The 13,944-nt window shown below is 47.1% G+C and carries 10 protein-coding genes and 2 CRISPR repeat arrays (1 of these 12 cut by a window edge); of the genes, 1 reads left to right on the forward strand and 9 read right to left on the reverse strand.

Going from position 1 to position 13,944, the window contains the following annotated elements; translation table 11 throughout:
• Window positions 1-128: 128 nt before the first annotated feature.
• Window positions 129-731 (reverse strand): NADPH-dependent F420 reductase, encoded by a 603-nt coding sequence (locus EKM73_RS01920; RefSeq protein WP_125700350.1) that lies wholly within the window; start codon window positions 729-731, stop codon window positions 129-131.
• A gap of 211 nt (window positions 732-942) precedes the next feature.
• Here EKM73_RS01920 and EKM73_RS01925 point away from each other — a divergent pair, with 211 nt between their 5' ends.
• Window positions 943-1,377, forward strand: coding sequence for a hypothetical protein (locus EKM73_RS01925; RefSeq protein ID WP_125700301.1), 435 nt, complete (start codon window positions 943-945; stop codon window positions 1,375-1,377).
• A gap of 158 nt (window positions 1,378-1,535) precedes the next feature.
• Window positions 1,536-2,724: direct repeats of the CRISPR family, unit length 28 nt; unit sequence GGATCAACCCCACATGCGTGGGGAATAC.
• A 29-nt stretch (window positions 2,725-2,753) separates the two neighbouring features.
• Here the strand turns inward: EKM73_RS01925 and cas2e are convergent.
• Genes cas2e through cas3 form a run of 8 tightly spaced genes read right to left on the reverse strand, consistent with a single transcriptional unit; the run spans window position 2,754 to window position 12,106 of the window.
• A complete protein-coding gene (gene cas2e / locus EKM73_RS01930) occupies window positions 2,754-3,644 on the reverse strand; it encodes a type I-E CRISPR-associated endoribonuclease Cas2e (protein WP_125700302.1) in 891 nt (296 codons plus the stop codon).
• Window positions 3,641-4,597, reverse strand: a complete 957-nt coding sequence (gene cas1e / locus EKM73_RS01935; RefSeq protein ID WP_125700303.1) for a type I-E CRISPR-associated endonuclease Cas1e — start codon at window positions 4,595-4,597, stop codon at window positions 3,641-3,643. Before cas1e ends, cas2e begins: the two co-directional genes overlap by 4 nt.
• A gap of 2 nt (window positions 4,598-4,599) precedes the next feature.
• Window positions 4,600-5,271 carry a type I-E CRISPR-associated protein Cas6/Cse3/CasE gene (cas6e, locus tag EKM73_RS01940; protein ID WP_125700304.1) on the reverse strand — a complete coding sequence of 224 codons (672 nt, stop codon included), beginning with the start codon at window positions 5,269-5,271 and terminating at the stop codon, window positions 4,600-4,602.
• A 2-nt stretch (window positions 5,272-5,273) separates the two neighbouring features.
• Entirely contained in the window at window positions 5,274-5,984 is a 711-nt protein-coding gene (cas5e, locus tag EKM73_RS01945; RefSeq protein WP_125700305.1) for a type I-E CRISPR-associated protein Cas5/CasD, read from the reverse strand.
• Window positions 5,965-7,038 (reverse strand): type I-E CRISPR-associated protein Cas7/Cse4/CasC, encoded by a 1,074-nt coding sequence (gene cas7e, locus EKM73_RS01950; protein ID WP_125700306.1) that lies wholly within the window; start codon window positions 7,036-7,038, stop codon window positions 5,965-5,967. The genes cas5e and cas7e overlap by 20 nt, the downstream gene beginning before the upstream one ends.
• Window positions 7,038-7,640, reverse strand: a complete 603-nt coding sequence (casB, locus tag EKM73_RS01955) for a type I-E CRISPR-associated protein Cse2/CasB (protein ID WP_125700307.1) — start codon at window positions 7,638-7,640, stop codon at window positions 7,038-7,040. Before casB ends, cas7e begins: the two co-directional genes overlap by 1 nt.
• Before the next feature lie 19 nt (window positions 7,641-7,659).
• A complete protein-coding gene (locus tag EKM73_RS01960) occupies window positions 7,660-9,363 on the reverse strand; it encodes a type I-E CRISPR-associated protein Cse1/CasA (RefSeq protein ID WP_125700308.1) in 1,704 nt (567 codons plus the stop codon).
• A complete protein-coding gene (gene cas3, locus EKM73_RS01965; RefSeq protein ID WP_449824802.1) occupies window positions 9,353-12,106 on the reverse strand; it encodes a CRISPR-associated helicase Cas3' in 2,754 nt (917 codons plus the stop codon). Before cas3 ends, EKM73_RS01960 begins: the two co-directional genes overlap by 11 nt.
• A 369-nt stretch (window positions 12,107-12,475) precedes the next feature.
• Window positions 12,476-13,944: a CRISPR direct-repeat array (repeat unit 28 nt; unit sequence GGATCACCCCCATATGCATGGGGAATAC); it runs 86 nt beyond the window's last position.

Consider the following 13,944-nt stretch of genomic DNA (forward strand, 5'->3'; position numbering starts at 1 on the left):
TGGTAGCGACAAGGAATTACACTGTTATCCCACCTCATGCGTTTAGATGGCAATTTGGCGCCACTCACTCTATCAAAAAATACTCGCAAGTGATGTTTCACATGAAACATCACTTGCGGGTATTTTAGCTATTCAAAATTTTCATCCAGTTGGACAAAGGCCGTGTGCCCCAGTCCACCGCCAACTTGCATAACACTCCCACCATGACGTAGTTTACCGAGGTTAACCGGTCGGAAATTGAGTGGCTTAACCAATGCGACAAAGGTCTTCTTGGCGTCCTTGTCATCCCCAGCGTAGAACAGCACGCGCCGACCGGGACCGTCAACTTTACCCGTCATTAGCTCATGCGGCAAGGTGTTAAAGGCCTTGATGACGCGTGCATTGTTGGCCGCCGCCGCAATTACTTCACTACCGGTCAGTGGCCGGGTGTCGATTTTCTTAAAGTCGGCGGTAAATTGATTGGTCACGTCGACGACGATCCGCTGCTGATAATCCGTGACCTGGCGGAGCACATCGGGGGCAATGCCAAATGGTACAGCAACAATCACAAGCGGTTGCTGAAGGGCGTCGGCTACCTCACCAAAGGTAACGTTAGCCGCAAACTCATCACGCCGAGGCGCGAGACTAGCCGCACCCCGGGAATGGCTGAGAATAATTTCATTATCCCCGCGACTAAACGTCTGTGTCAGAATCGTGCCGACCGTTCCAGATCCCACAACACCAATTTTCATATGTTTCACCCTTTCGAAAGACTTATAACATAAGTGTACGCGGCCGCTGGCGGAATGCGAAGCTATTTGCCTGACAGTTTGGCTTCAGTCAATTTTCGCTTATTAAAACTGCCTGTTCACTTTGATAAGTAACAAACCTCACCGTCGCAATACTACAGGCATTGCCATTGGAACTATACTTGCCACAATCGTAAACAAGAAGGTGGCAGCAATGAAACATGCCTATCATATGTCCAACGCTCCCCTGGCAGGCTTAGAATCTACCCAGGCTTTCAAGTATCTTTCCTTATATCTAAAATCACTGCCAGCGTTCATTATCCTAATCTTATTAAATTGCCAATTTATCGTGGGCAGATTTGTCTTTACCTGGAATTTCACCTCATGGTACCTAACCGTCTGTTACCTAGTATTCCCTTTGATTCACGTCCCTCTCGCAAGGCTTAAGAATAGTCTTGTTAAACATACTTCTGGAGCTAATCCATCTGTTCCCAAGGCTATGATTTATGCGGCTGGTTGGCCGCTGATGCCTATCCGTGATTACGCTGGCCGCGAGTCACGAGTTCTTCCAGACTTGCTTGAACTTTTGCTCGAATTTATTTTGGCACCATTGATTTTGGCTGTTTTACCATTGTTGCAACGTCCTTGACGAAGCGTTTACTCTCACTTTTCTATCGCCCATTTTTTTACACACTACACCCCAGTTAGAGAGCATAATTTTTGAAAGTAAAAGGGCCAATCTATGGGTTGGCCCTTTTGCATTCCCTAGCACAGAAAATACTAGGTAATAAGTCACTATACTATTGAAAATCAACCTCACATGCGTGGGGAATACGCCCAAATTGCTACCATCGAGCCTTTCAAGTCAGGATCAACCCCACATGCGTGGGGAATACCAATGTCACGGATTCGTTGTTAACGATGTTGAAGGATCAACTCCACATGCGTGGGGAATACATCTTTTCATCGAGGTTGAACTGCTTAGTGATGGGATCAACCCCACATGCGTGGGGAATACAGTTTCCAGAATCTCATTCATATCCACCGAAAAGGATCAACCCCACATGCGTGGGGAATACGTCGTTGTAGATGGGAGGTGGCCATGGAGATGAGGATCAACCCCACATGCGTGGGGAATACTTTAACCGACTGGATTTAGCTAAGTCGGGCTTTGGATCAACCCCACATGCGTGGGGAATACGTACAAGATTCTAAAGAAATGGAAGTGGCTTAAGGATCAACCCCACATGCGTGGGGAATACCGGTATTCCTTAGCAGCGGTATTCATCACCGTGGGATCAACCCCACATGCGTGGGGAATACCTCGCGTAGTAGTGGCGGCGAATCTCCGTAACGGGATCAACCCCACATGCGTGGGGAATACCACGTTTGCCACTTATAAGGTGGCGGCTTTGCCGGGATCAACCCCACATGCGTGGGGAATACGGACTTAACTTTCTTGACCATCTTGGCTCCCCAGGATCAACCCCACATGCGTGGGGAATACAATTTAAAATCAATGCTTTCTTTCTGCTATATAGGATCAACCCCACATGCGTGGGGAATACTGAAAATATTCGGTGACCATGTCGTTATGTGGCAGGATCAACCCCACATGCGTGGGGAATACGACCGAATAAGACGGCAACCATTATTGATCACGGGATCAACCCCACATGCGTGGGGAATACTGGAATGCACAGTTGGCCCAAGATTCAGCGGTAGGATCAACCCCACATGCGTGGGGAATACTAGTGCCGTCAAGGACGCTGATTACTTGCAGGAGGATCAACCCCACATGCGTGGGGAATACTGCACATCATATTCAGACCATGTGATGTTTGGAGGATCAACCCCACATGCGTGGGGAATACGAGGATTGAACCACTTTTGTAAATTTGTACCCAGGATCAACCCCACATGCGTGGGGAATACTCTTTTAGCAGTTGCTCGGAATCGAGTCGTTTGGGATCAACCCCACATGCGTGGGGAATACACTAAGAAAACGCAGTTATACCGCGATTCTCAAATCTCAAGAATCCCTTTTTCCATTAACTTGGTCGCCAACTCAAAGGTTGCTTGGGCATCTGCCAACGAATTATGGGGCTCTTCATTTTTGATGTCATATTCATCCATGACCGTTTGTAGTCGGTAATTATCCAGAAACTTATTGGCCTTCTTAACCACTGGCATCAAGTCCAGCATTCGATTGGCAAAGTCTGGTTGATCAACTTTTCTAGCACCATTGGTCAGAAATGCTTCATCAAATCGTAAATTATACCCAATAATCACACTGTCTCCGACAAAATCTCTCAGGTCCTGCATGCTCGATGCCAACCCAACACCATCCGAATTCAACATCTCAGAAGTTATTTTAGTTAGCTCTGTAATTTTAGGTGGAACAGACTGCTTAATTTTAACCAGCTTATAGAACTGCTCCACCTTGGCCCCGCTTTCCTGTTTCACGGCTCCGATTGAGATAATTTCATCCTTCGTGGGATCCAATCCAGTGGTCTCCAGGTCAACCGTGACCATCGCTGATCCTGATGAACGATGGGGTCTTCGCGATACCTTCCGCGTCATGACCTTGGCTTTATGGAATTTTGCAGCATCACTGAATCCATGCTTAACTGCCCCATTCGCTTCGTTCAAATGCATCATCAGCGGAATACCATCAAAATCGATGACTTCCCGATCCTTACGCGTCGTTCTGAATTGATAGCCAAATTCGTTGTTAGCATTATAGACCATGGTAGCTTCACCATGGCCTATATTCTTCATGATTCTATCCCATAACATATCTCGGATTCGTGCGCTCACATTACCGACGTAAACACCTGTCTGAATTTCTTGATACCACTTTGTCAGATCCCCGCGTAGCGACTTAGGGACCTTCGTCAAGGTGATGACAATCATCGGCTATCATCTTCTTGCAGCTCATGATACTGAACGCCAAATTTTTGAAGGCCCAGACGGTCATCCCACAGACTAACCACCTCAGCTTCTTCAGCATCGGCTGGCATGCCTAGGAGAGCCTTCAAATCCTTTACCATCCGAATGATCAGTTTGCCATCTACAAAGGCATCTCGCATGGCCAACCGTGTTCTGGAGCCAATATCCGGATCGGTCCCGAACTTTTCGGCCACACTAAAAGCGATTGGAATAGAGTATTCTGCTTTATACAAATCGGCAAAATCATACACAAAGGATAGATCATGCCCCGTGTGGACAAATCCTAACCCCGCCGAGGCACCTAGCGCGGCGATTACACTATAACTCAGACCATAAATTGCCTGATGCGCTGCCGTTAACGCCTTGTTAATCGGCGTTCCCGAATCAAAGTCATCCGGATTATACTCCCGATGAGACCAAGCAACACCGGTCCTCCGTGACTGCTCAAGATAAACCTGACGGACCCGTGCCCCTTCTTTTCCTCGCAACTGCTGCATGCTTAGTTGGGAAACATCGTCATTGGGAAAACGCATCTGATACATCTCACGAGCCACCATTAGCCGCGACCGCTGGTTTGACACTAACTTAGCCTGCGCTTCAAGTAACGCTGAGGAATGGTTCAACGAACGCCCATACGCGTACTGACGAACGCCTCGTTCTCCAACCCAGACGACTCCTAGGCCAGATTCCCCAATCAACTCCATGGCACGATGCGTCACGTCCACACCCGGTCCAAGCATCAACACACTCAGTATCGCTGCGGGAACGTAAACAATGCCTCGTTGATCCATGACTTGAATGGCGCTGTCTTGCCGGTTGAGCTTAGCATGTTCTAAATATAGAAACGTGATTCGATCACGCACGCGACCAAGCTCATAGCGCTCCGGCTTCTTAGCACCGACTTCCTTTTTTGACATGATTACGCCTCCGGAATCACCGTCATTAATCCCATACCAAAAGCTTTTTCCCGACCAATTCCTTGTGTCAGAGTTTGCTTAAATTCGGCCACATCGCTAACTCGTAGGAGTCCTTCGAAAGTAACCCGGCTAAGTCGCGGACCATGTCCGGCCTTCCGATGCAGAACTGGCCAATCACGACTGACGATATCAAATGCCAACGTTGTTTTATCATCGGCCTCACCAGCGACAGTCTGTTTAATCAATTGAAAGCCGGATTTTTCAGCCCGGTCTGCCAACCACAGGCGTTGTTGTGCCACCGTAATATGAGGGACAACTCTTCCCTGCTTCGCGCCAACCGCCTTTGCCCGATAACTCGGATTAGCTGTTAGACGAAATTGGAGGACTTGTCCTTCCTGAATGCTGTCTAACAAATGATCGTATGACTTAACCATCGCAGACTCTGAGACACCATACTTTTCGAGCGCTGTGACATCTGGTCTTTTCTCGCTTAAAATGAGCAAGTATCGTTTACCCGCCAGCTGATCAATCCGCCATAGATGTCGGCTACGTTGTTTCGCTGCGACTTCCTCAGGAAAGCTTTGCTCAACCCAATTATGATAAGCGCCGAGGTGCGTGAGATCTTTCGTCTTCGCACGATTTTTGCTATCAATTTCTACTCTTGATAAGTACATACTTACTCCTCTCCGAGGGACCCCATGATATCGTGCTGCGTATCAGCGTCGTCGCTCTGTGTTTTAAGATTGGTTACCGCAATCCTGATTCTGGAGATTGCCCGAAATCCATAGCGCCGATCGCGCTGATCAAAGGACACAACCCGGTCCTTGACCATGACTTCTGAATGATCTGCAATCAAATCAGCATCGGCAATGACTTCAAGCGTTTGGGGGTTCCGCTTTCGTTGGTACCACGGTGCTGCCTGCCAAACGAACTTCTTCAGGACGTCAATTGGCTCTTCTTCAGAAAATTCGTGAAGTCGGAGCACACCCGCAGGTGCATTCGAACGGCGCCCTAAAAATAACTGGAACTTAGGATGCTTGAGGGCAAACTCAATCTTATCCATTAGAGCTTCATCCTCACTACCCAAAGCCACCACAAATATTGCATCCTGAATGTAATCCCGGTACGTGATCTTTCGCGTGTCCTTCTTCCACTCAACTGTTTGAAAATCCGTCAGATTTCGACCGATTTGATCGACCCTAACCGCAAAGTGCAACTCATTCAGGCTCGCAATCCGGGCATCTGCTCTACGGTATCCGAGGGCCGCTGCCACCATGCCAATCACCGCACTCTTAGTTGGATAATCGTTCGTTGTCCGCCGCTCAAAAGTCGCTTCATTCCCATATGATTGCAACGGTGCCGTTAATTTAATCGTTAGTGTTTTCATCCTGAACCACCTCTGATAACGCCGCCGTCACCTTCTCTAGAAGTTCGGATAGGTTGGCCACGCTTTCCCCAACTTGAGAGTCTGCTTTGCCAAGAACCAGCGCTGTAATTGGTTGATCAACGTACTCATTAGTCCGGCTATATTCAGCTTCAAGTTTGTCGATTGACTTCTTAACGTACCCATGATTAGACGTTACCGGTTCTTCAAAAGCCGATACCAGGTTGACAGGTGTATCCGTCCGGAGCGTAACCAGGACATAGCTAGGCAGTGTTTTGTTGGCAAAAGTATTTTGCTTCCCAGTTGGCATAGAGATCAAGAAGTCTTTGATGAAGTCCGTCACCCCGTGAATGGCATCCGTTGCGTTTAAGTTATGTACCAATTCATTCATATTCACGTTCGCATAACGGTAGAGCGTTGCGGAATTAAAATCGATACTCCCAAGCATGGCGGCACCAGCCGTATCCTTAGGTTGTTCGTCATCCAACGCCGTAAAATAATCGTATTCTGGAACAACTTCATGCGTTGAAACTGCATGAGCCACCTGAGCTGACGCGTCCACATTTAATTCGGGATTATCCGCTACCATCCGACCGAATAAAGCCAGATCCAGGGATTGGTCTCCTTTCAGAACCTTCTTAATTTCCTTTTTATCTAACTCTTCATTATCTAGCGCATATTGGGCCAACTTGTTGATTTGACCCCGGCTGATCAACAATAACGCGCCGGTTTCATTGTTTTTATCCAACTTAATGCCAGCTGCTTTGAAGATTTCCCCAACTTTACCCATTGCGGTCTCATCATCCAAAGAGGCATCAAGTTTCTTCAGTTGTTCCGCCAACAAATCAGCCGCTTTTTTCGTCCGCGTTCCTGCAGAAACATTATCTGCTTTAAAGATATCCCGAACGGCTTTCTTCCAACTCTGTGAAGAGACCCGTGCCCGCGTAACCCCACCATAGAGCGCCGTCTTAGGTGCCCCGGTATCATCACGGTTGATATTTGAGGATGGCACGGTTTGTAAAACATTCACGTCGACATATAAGTTTTTTTCGGTCATTATTTTTTCTCTCCTTCATTTTTAGATCCCGCCTGATTTTCTCGAAAATATTGCTGGCCCCAAATTAGGCGAACACGATTGGCGCGTTCATAGCTTCCCTGTAGCCCATATAAGTCCTGTGCTAGATGCGCATAATCTATCTTTTGAGTACTATTGTTGGCTTTTAAAATACTAACCAAATGTGACAGTCCGTTAATCACACTCGCCGCATTGGTCGTCGCTAATAATGGCTGCACTCGGCGATCCAATGCCACCCGTGTATCTTCATTTCTGCGCATTTTGCCCAATGCTTCAAAGAGTTGCTGTCCTTCGGGGTCTTCGCCACCAGCTGAACCATACACGGATTGTTCCTTACCTTGCTGATGAATCGCGTAGAACCGCAGTGCAGCGTACACGGCCGTCTCAGCCGAAGTCGGTGTGCCATTTCTACTCAGATATCGTGCATCCAGCCATGCCATCATGATTGGCCACACCGCCTGTGCCCGTTGACTTTCCATAGTGGCCGCATTTCTTAGACTGGATAGAACTGCTTTGTTGGGGTTGCCTCCGCGATAAAGATCACTAATAATCCAGCTTGTTGTTTTCTCAATTTCATATGTCATAGTTCTGCCATCACCTCTCCTACAGATTAAGATGAACCCGGACGTTATACACCAAGTGGTTCTTCGCGGTGAAGATATTTAAGGGACCGCGTTCGCCTGGAATACCCTTAATGTCTCTAGGTGAGCTTGCCTGCATGACATCGTCCGTTGCCATCGTCACAATCTCTTTGAGCTGCGTTTTCCATAAATTAATTTTTGCATCCCGGTCATCTTGGCCCGTCAGTCCCTCTAACCACTCTTTGAAGGGCTCATTTAACCGTTCATAAAACTTCGCACTCATACCACCAGCAAACAACCGTACATCTAGATTACGAATCTTCCCAATGTCACTAGCAAAGTGATAGTAATCGGTCCCCACAGTCTGTGTGAGTTCAATCACATCTTCAATTCGCATTGGCCAATAGTCCGCTATCTCCGAATCAAACAAAACATCCGCCTGCATCTGCATGTCATCCACTACCTCTGCGGCAGGTGACTGCGACGTCGCATTACCATCGCTAATCAGGACCGCTGAATTCAAGAGCAATGGTTTGTCGTGGGCAATCAGATGCTGAGATTTAAGGAGTCGGAGCCAAACAACTAATCCGGGCTCATGAATATCGTCGGCCTCTCTAACCTTGACGTATTGACCAAAGTTACGCCACATCGCAATCCCCAGTGAGCGTAAACCCTTGGCTGCTGGTCGATAATCGTTGGTCTTCTTGTCTCGCCGCCAAGTCGTCATCGGCTCAATCAACGCATTATCGTAGCCAAACATTGGAATCCCCGCGCTAAAGAGAGTTGGTTGGCCCGTTTCATCCCACTCGATATGGATAATTCTGGACCAAGCCGTATATAACTCTGAAATATTAGTTGGCAAAACTTGTTTTTTTCGTTGATCAATATATGCCCGAATTGACTGGTACTCCCACACCGGTTTCTGAAGGATGTAATCGCCAGAATCGTCTCGCTTATCGACCAAAATTAGATTCAACAGCAACGTCTCAAAAAGTGAGTTTCCTTTGGCAAAAACTGGGTTAATTCGATAAATCCACCCGGCCGAATTCGAAAATTTTTCTTCCGTTTCGACCTTAGTTTTATCGGTAACGCCAGTGAAATTTTGATACGTAATCAGCCAGCGAACTAGCTCATCTAACGACATCTCATTTTTAACTTCCCCAGACTTCGGCGCAAAGATGGCCGGTGAATTGGCACTTTCGGAAACCCGCCGATTGAGTTGTTTAACTAAGACTTGGCCTTTGCCTGCAGCAACGCTTTTATTCTTGGGAACCAAGGCATCGTAATCTTCGGTCGTCACCTGATAAAAGGGCCTCTGACCAAAGAAGTCAAACCGATCAGCATATTCCTTTAAGTAGCTCGTCACCACTTTGGAAAATTTACCGGCCTTGTAGAGTCGCTGCCACGTCTCTAGCAGATCTTCCTGACTCGCATCCTGGCTAAATTCATCCTGATCAATTTCAAACGTTTGCGGTGATTCTGCACTCTCCCTTAGCCAAGGATATACTTCGCCAGCCGCGTCAAAACGAGAGTAAACCGTCGTTAAAATTGCCAACAAGAAACGTAGAATGGCCAAATCCTGACTACGCATTTCACCAGCTAGCTGACGATAATCTTGCGCATTTTCAAACAGGTCGACCAAAGAAACCATGCGTTCTCGATCTGTATCTAATTCGATGACTTTAAGCCACGGTTCCGTTACTAAATTAAAACTTTTATTGTCCATGAGCCTCATCTTCCTTTACGTACTTTAGCCCGAATTCCGAAGAATACGACAACTGCCAGCCCTCAAAAATGGCTGAAAAATCTTGATCCAGTGGCAGTGCCAGTGCCCCTTTGAGCCACACATTGCTTTGCCATCTCAAGAAATATCGGCTGGTCAGCGTCTCCAAATCCTTAATTGCTCGGTCAATTCCTGGCGTAACAGCGGCTGGGAGTCGAATCACCTGCTGCGCAATTTCTTGAGGCTGCACATCGCTTAGTGGACGACCATCTAGCAAAAAATTACCTTCTGCTGTGTGTTGTACCAGAATAACTTCCAACGTTTCTCTGATATCACGAACTGCAGCACTGGCTTTCTGCTCGTCTTGATCAACGCTTCCCAGATTCCGTCCTAACCAATCATGAATCGTGGCCCCGAACCTAAAGTTTGGGTCCCCAACCTGAAAGACACCCGCTTTTCTCTTTTCTTGATCAAAGTCTGTCGTAAACTTTTCTCTAGCTGCAGCGATATCGGCAATTTCGGCATCAGTTTGGGGATCATATACCTGCTGTACCAATGGTGAAATGTCGTCCGGCAAAGTCATGGTTTCCCTCATGAAATGATCGGTCTTCATGAGTAGGTACTTGCCATAGACAATCTCATTACCGTCACCATAGTCACCCGGCCCTTGAATGCCCATCACAAATAGTTGCGGCGCACGTAAGCTTGCCGGGCGCACAATCTGATGACGATGAAGCCGGCCTGCCCTTTGTAGAATCAAATCCATTGGCGCGATGTCTGTATACAAAACATCAAAATCAATATCTAAGGACTGCTCCAACACTTGAGTCCCAATTACAATCATCTTGGCTGGACGTTCGCCGTGCTTACCGATGGCTGCCTGCAGCTTAGTCTCTTGTTTCGTTCGGTCCGTTGCCAAAAATGCTGAATGCAAAACCATCAGTTTAACATCGGCTGGAACCAACTCTGCCAAGGTCTGCGCACGCTTAACCGTATTAACGATAATTCCAGCGATACCGCCCGCACTAATTTTATCGACAACTTGTGAAATTAGGTCATCATCTGCCAGATTTAACCGTTGCACCTGAACCGCCATTGGTTTTTGATCACTCTGACCAGGGAACTCTGTAACCTGCTTAATTCGGTTGCCATCTAGAACGCTGAGTAGTGGGTACGCTTGGGTTTCTTCCCAACCTTTGGGCGCAGACAATTGCTGCTTGTATTTCCGACCATATTTCCCTTTCAAATAGGATCTTAGCAGTTCGTTTCGTTTCGCCTTTGGTAAGGTTGCCGACAAAATAACAATGGGCACGTGATAGGCACCTAGCCACTCAACGGCCTTATACAAGTATTGATTCATATACGCGTCATATGCATGAGCCTCGTCGATAACCACAACTTTTCCGCTCAATCCTAAATGTCGCAGGAACAGATGCTTTTGTTTTAGTCCCATCAGGAGTAAGTGGTCGATCGTCCCCACTGCAAATTTTGTTAAGATCGACTTTTTCCCAGAGAACCAACTGTTAACCACAACTTCTCCAAAATCATCGTCAGAATCATAGACGTTCATTGCGTTAGGAATGCCCTGATAATTCCGGTTAAATTGTGCTTTACCATGCATCAGCTTAACTGGAAAGTTTTCACCTTGTGATTGTGCTAAAAAGGTTAACCACTCCGTCACACGATCAAACATGGCATTGGTCGTCGCCTGCGTTGGCAAGCCCATGAAGAGGCCATCTCTACCGGTAATATACGCTAGTTGTTCGACCGCTAGTAAGGCAATTTCGGTCTTTCCAAGTCCCATTGGTGCTTCAATGATCACCATTCCCGGATCTGTAGTTTCACTGATTGCCTGCGTCATCGTTTTTTGAACTGGCCGTGGATTGAAGCCCCAACGCTTCTTATAAGCGTCTTTCAAGTCGATACGCTGTGGATTCCATTCACCACCCAAATCCCACGACGTCATCGCCTGCCGAAACCGACGCGTTGTGTCAATGTCGTGCCAAGTCTGGTCAACCGTAATTAGTGGAAAAAGTGGCACGCTTTCATCCTGACTCAGATACTCACTGGAAGCTAACCAGTCCGCCATGATCAGTACCCCTTCTAAAACAACAGCTTGTGGTTGCGAAATATCAGGAATATCTGTGACGGCTTGATAGCCCGACGAATTCAATCCATAATCAAACAGCTCTTTTTGCACCTGTCGCCACGGCAGCTGGAGTTGTGGTTTATTATCGCTCTGATAATAATTGGCCGTGTAATTCTCAATTTGTTCATCAGGACTCTCACTAGCCGGCTTACCATGGTGGCCACCAATGATGGCACCAATTGATTCGGGTACGCCAAATTTTTCGAGGATGGCTTCCCCGGCAAGGGCATGCGGCGACTTGTTGGCGGAGGCTAAGTTTAATTGATCTAGTTCTAAGAACCCGCCACGAGATAATCGACTGTTTAATTGCTCATCAAGCGAATCATCACGGTCATACGATTTCTTCGTTTGGAAGCTTGGCGTAGCCTTCCCTAAGTCGTGGGTGAACCCAACCAATTTCACCAGATGTTGCGTGGCTTCTTCTGACAATGAGCCCATGAGTAATTGTCGCTGTCCAGCGCTCAGCCAGTGATTGAACAGCCAATTGATTGTGTTTTGGGTATCCACCAAGTGCACAATTAATGGTAGCCAATACTGTTGGTCTTCTTCTGAGCGTTTCTTAGCCCACAGCACTGATGCCTGTTCCGATAGTTCCATCACCATATGTATTACCCGCCCTTTTTATTCAAAATCTGTCACGAATCCGTTTTGACTAGCCTATGTTGGCACTGAGCGTTACTGTTTTTATGTTATATTTTCAAAGATACAGGTTAAGTTATCTCAAGTCAACATATTAAATATACAAAATAATCAATAATGTTATTTACATGTTTTCTACCTTCACTAGTTTCTAAAATACTGTGGTCTAACCCTTTGATGAAAGCGTATTCATTATATGTCTTAGATTACACCTTCCCTAACATCATATAAAGGCTTAAATATTTCTATTAAATATTATTTTTTTAGATTCAGCCTCACATTTGTGGGGAATACGCATATAAGCTAACCAACTTTGTACAAGGGAGAGGAGCACCCCCATATGCATGGGGAAATACCAGAAGAAATTTGATCAGCAAACTAAGACTATTGGGATCAACCCCATATGCATGGGGAATACTCCGGTGGCGTATCAGTAGACCAACCAACGGTGGGATCACCCCCATATGCATGGGGAATACGCACCCTCTTTAAGCAACTCACCGGCCAAGTCGGGATCAACCCCATATGCATGGGGAATACTTTGCCGGGTCAATGGCCTTGACTGCTGGGGTAGGATCACCCCCATATGCATGGGGAATACAAAAAACACCGGGACAGGTCTTTGATGATCTGAGGATCACCCCCATATGCATGGGGAATACAGACACTCAATTCGGACATTATTGTAGATAGTGGGATCACCCCCATATGCATGGGGAATACGATTGGCACCGATGATAATACCGTTTTGAGTCGGGATCACCCCCATATGCATGGGGAATACGGACTGGTGCTCAACAAAATGCTGGTAAGCGTAGGATCACCCCCATATGCATGGGGAATACTCGCGCTCTTGTGTCACCTTATCCAACTTGTCGGGATCACCCCCATATGCATGGGGAATACCCTGTGGATCATCAGCAACGGATGCCCACTCAGGGATCACCCCCATATGCATGGGGAATACCGACACTCATTTTATTTTTGGCTGGAATTATTAGGATCACCCCCATATGCATGGGGAATACTGAGTGCCAGCTGTCATGGGCGCGGACGCACTAGGATCACCCCCATATGCATGGGGAATACCTCCACGTCCTCATTTTTCACATCGCCAAATAGGGATCACCCCCATATGCATGGGGAATACTTTAATCAGGAACTGTTCAATTCGGCTAAGGTAGGATCACCCCCATATGCATGGGGAATACGGCCAAGTTTGAGTTTGGGAGCCTATCCACTGAGGATCACCCCCATATGCATGGGGAATACTGTAAAGGTGAATCAACCGCTGAGCCGTCTTCGGGATCACCCCCATATGCATGGGGAATACAAACTGCTACCAATGGTTGTTGTGACATTGCTGGGATCACCCCCATATGCATGGGGAATACGGATTCCACCCAATCAAGATGATTAAGGACGCAGGATCACCCCCATATGCATGGGGAATACGTATCACCCTTCAAACACGATCTGGCCAATAGAGGATCACCCCCATATGCATGGGGAATACTCTTGCTTTGCTCGAACAGCTCGGACTTATCAGGGATCACCCCCATATGCATGGGGAATACTACGGTGTCAGGAATAGTGTATTGGCAAGTGTGGGATCACCCCCATATGCATGGGGAATACGAGTGCCCTAGGCGTGCCTGAATCTCTTTTATAGGATCACCCCCATATGCATGGGGAATACCACTCGCTAAAAACATCAGCTGCATCATTATCAGGATCACCCCCATATGCATGGGGAATACGCCATGCCAGTGAAGCCAAACAAAATGAGTATAGGA

The organism is Levilactobacillus fuyuanensis (assembly GCF_003946395.1).
Taxonomy (GTDB): Bacteria; Bacillota; Bacilli; order Lactobacillales; family Lactobacillaceae; genus Levilactobacillus; species Levilactobacillus fuyuanensis.

Bases quoted from the DNA above. Each gene is read 5' to 3' on its own strand.
- cas6e (WP_125700304.1), bottom strand. From the start codon at position 5,271: ATGTACTTATCAAGAGTAGAAATTGATAGCAAAAATCGTGCGAAGACG.
- casB (WP_125700307.1), bottom strand. From the start codon at position 7,640: ATGACATATGAAATTGAGAAAACAACAAGCTGGATTATTAGTGATCTT.
- cas2e (WP_125700302.1), bottom strand. From the start codon at position 3,644: ATGATTGTCATCACCTTGACGAAGGTCCCTAAGTCGCTACGCGGGGAT.
- EKM73_RS01920 (WP_125700350.1), bottom strand. From the start codon at position 731: ATGAAAATTGGTGTTGTGGGATCTGGAACGGTCGGCACGATTCTGACA.
- cas7e (WP_125700306.1), bottom strand. From the start codon at position 7,038: ATGACCGAAAAAAACTTATATGTCGACGTGAATGTTTTACAAACCGTG.
- cas3 (WP_449824802.1), bottom strand. From the start codon at position 12,106: ATGGAACTATCGGAACAGGCATCAGTGCTGTGGGCTAAGAAACGCTCA.
- EKM73_RS01960 (WP_125700308.1), bottom strand. From the start codon at position 9,363: ATGGACAATAAAAGTTTTAATTTAGTAACGGAACCGTGGCTTAAAGTC.
- cas1e (WP_125700303.1), bottom strand. From the start codon at position 4,597: ATGTCAAAAAAGGAAGTCGGTGCTAAGAAGCCGGAGCGCTATGAGCTT.
- EKM73_RS01925 (WP_125700301.1), top strand. From the start codon at position 943: ATGAAACATGCCTATCATATGTCCAACGCTCCCCTGGCAGGCTTAGAA.
- cas5e (WP_125700305.1), bottom strand. From the start codon at position 5,984: ATGAAAACACTAACGATTAAATTAACGGCACCGTTGCAATCATATGGG.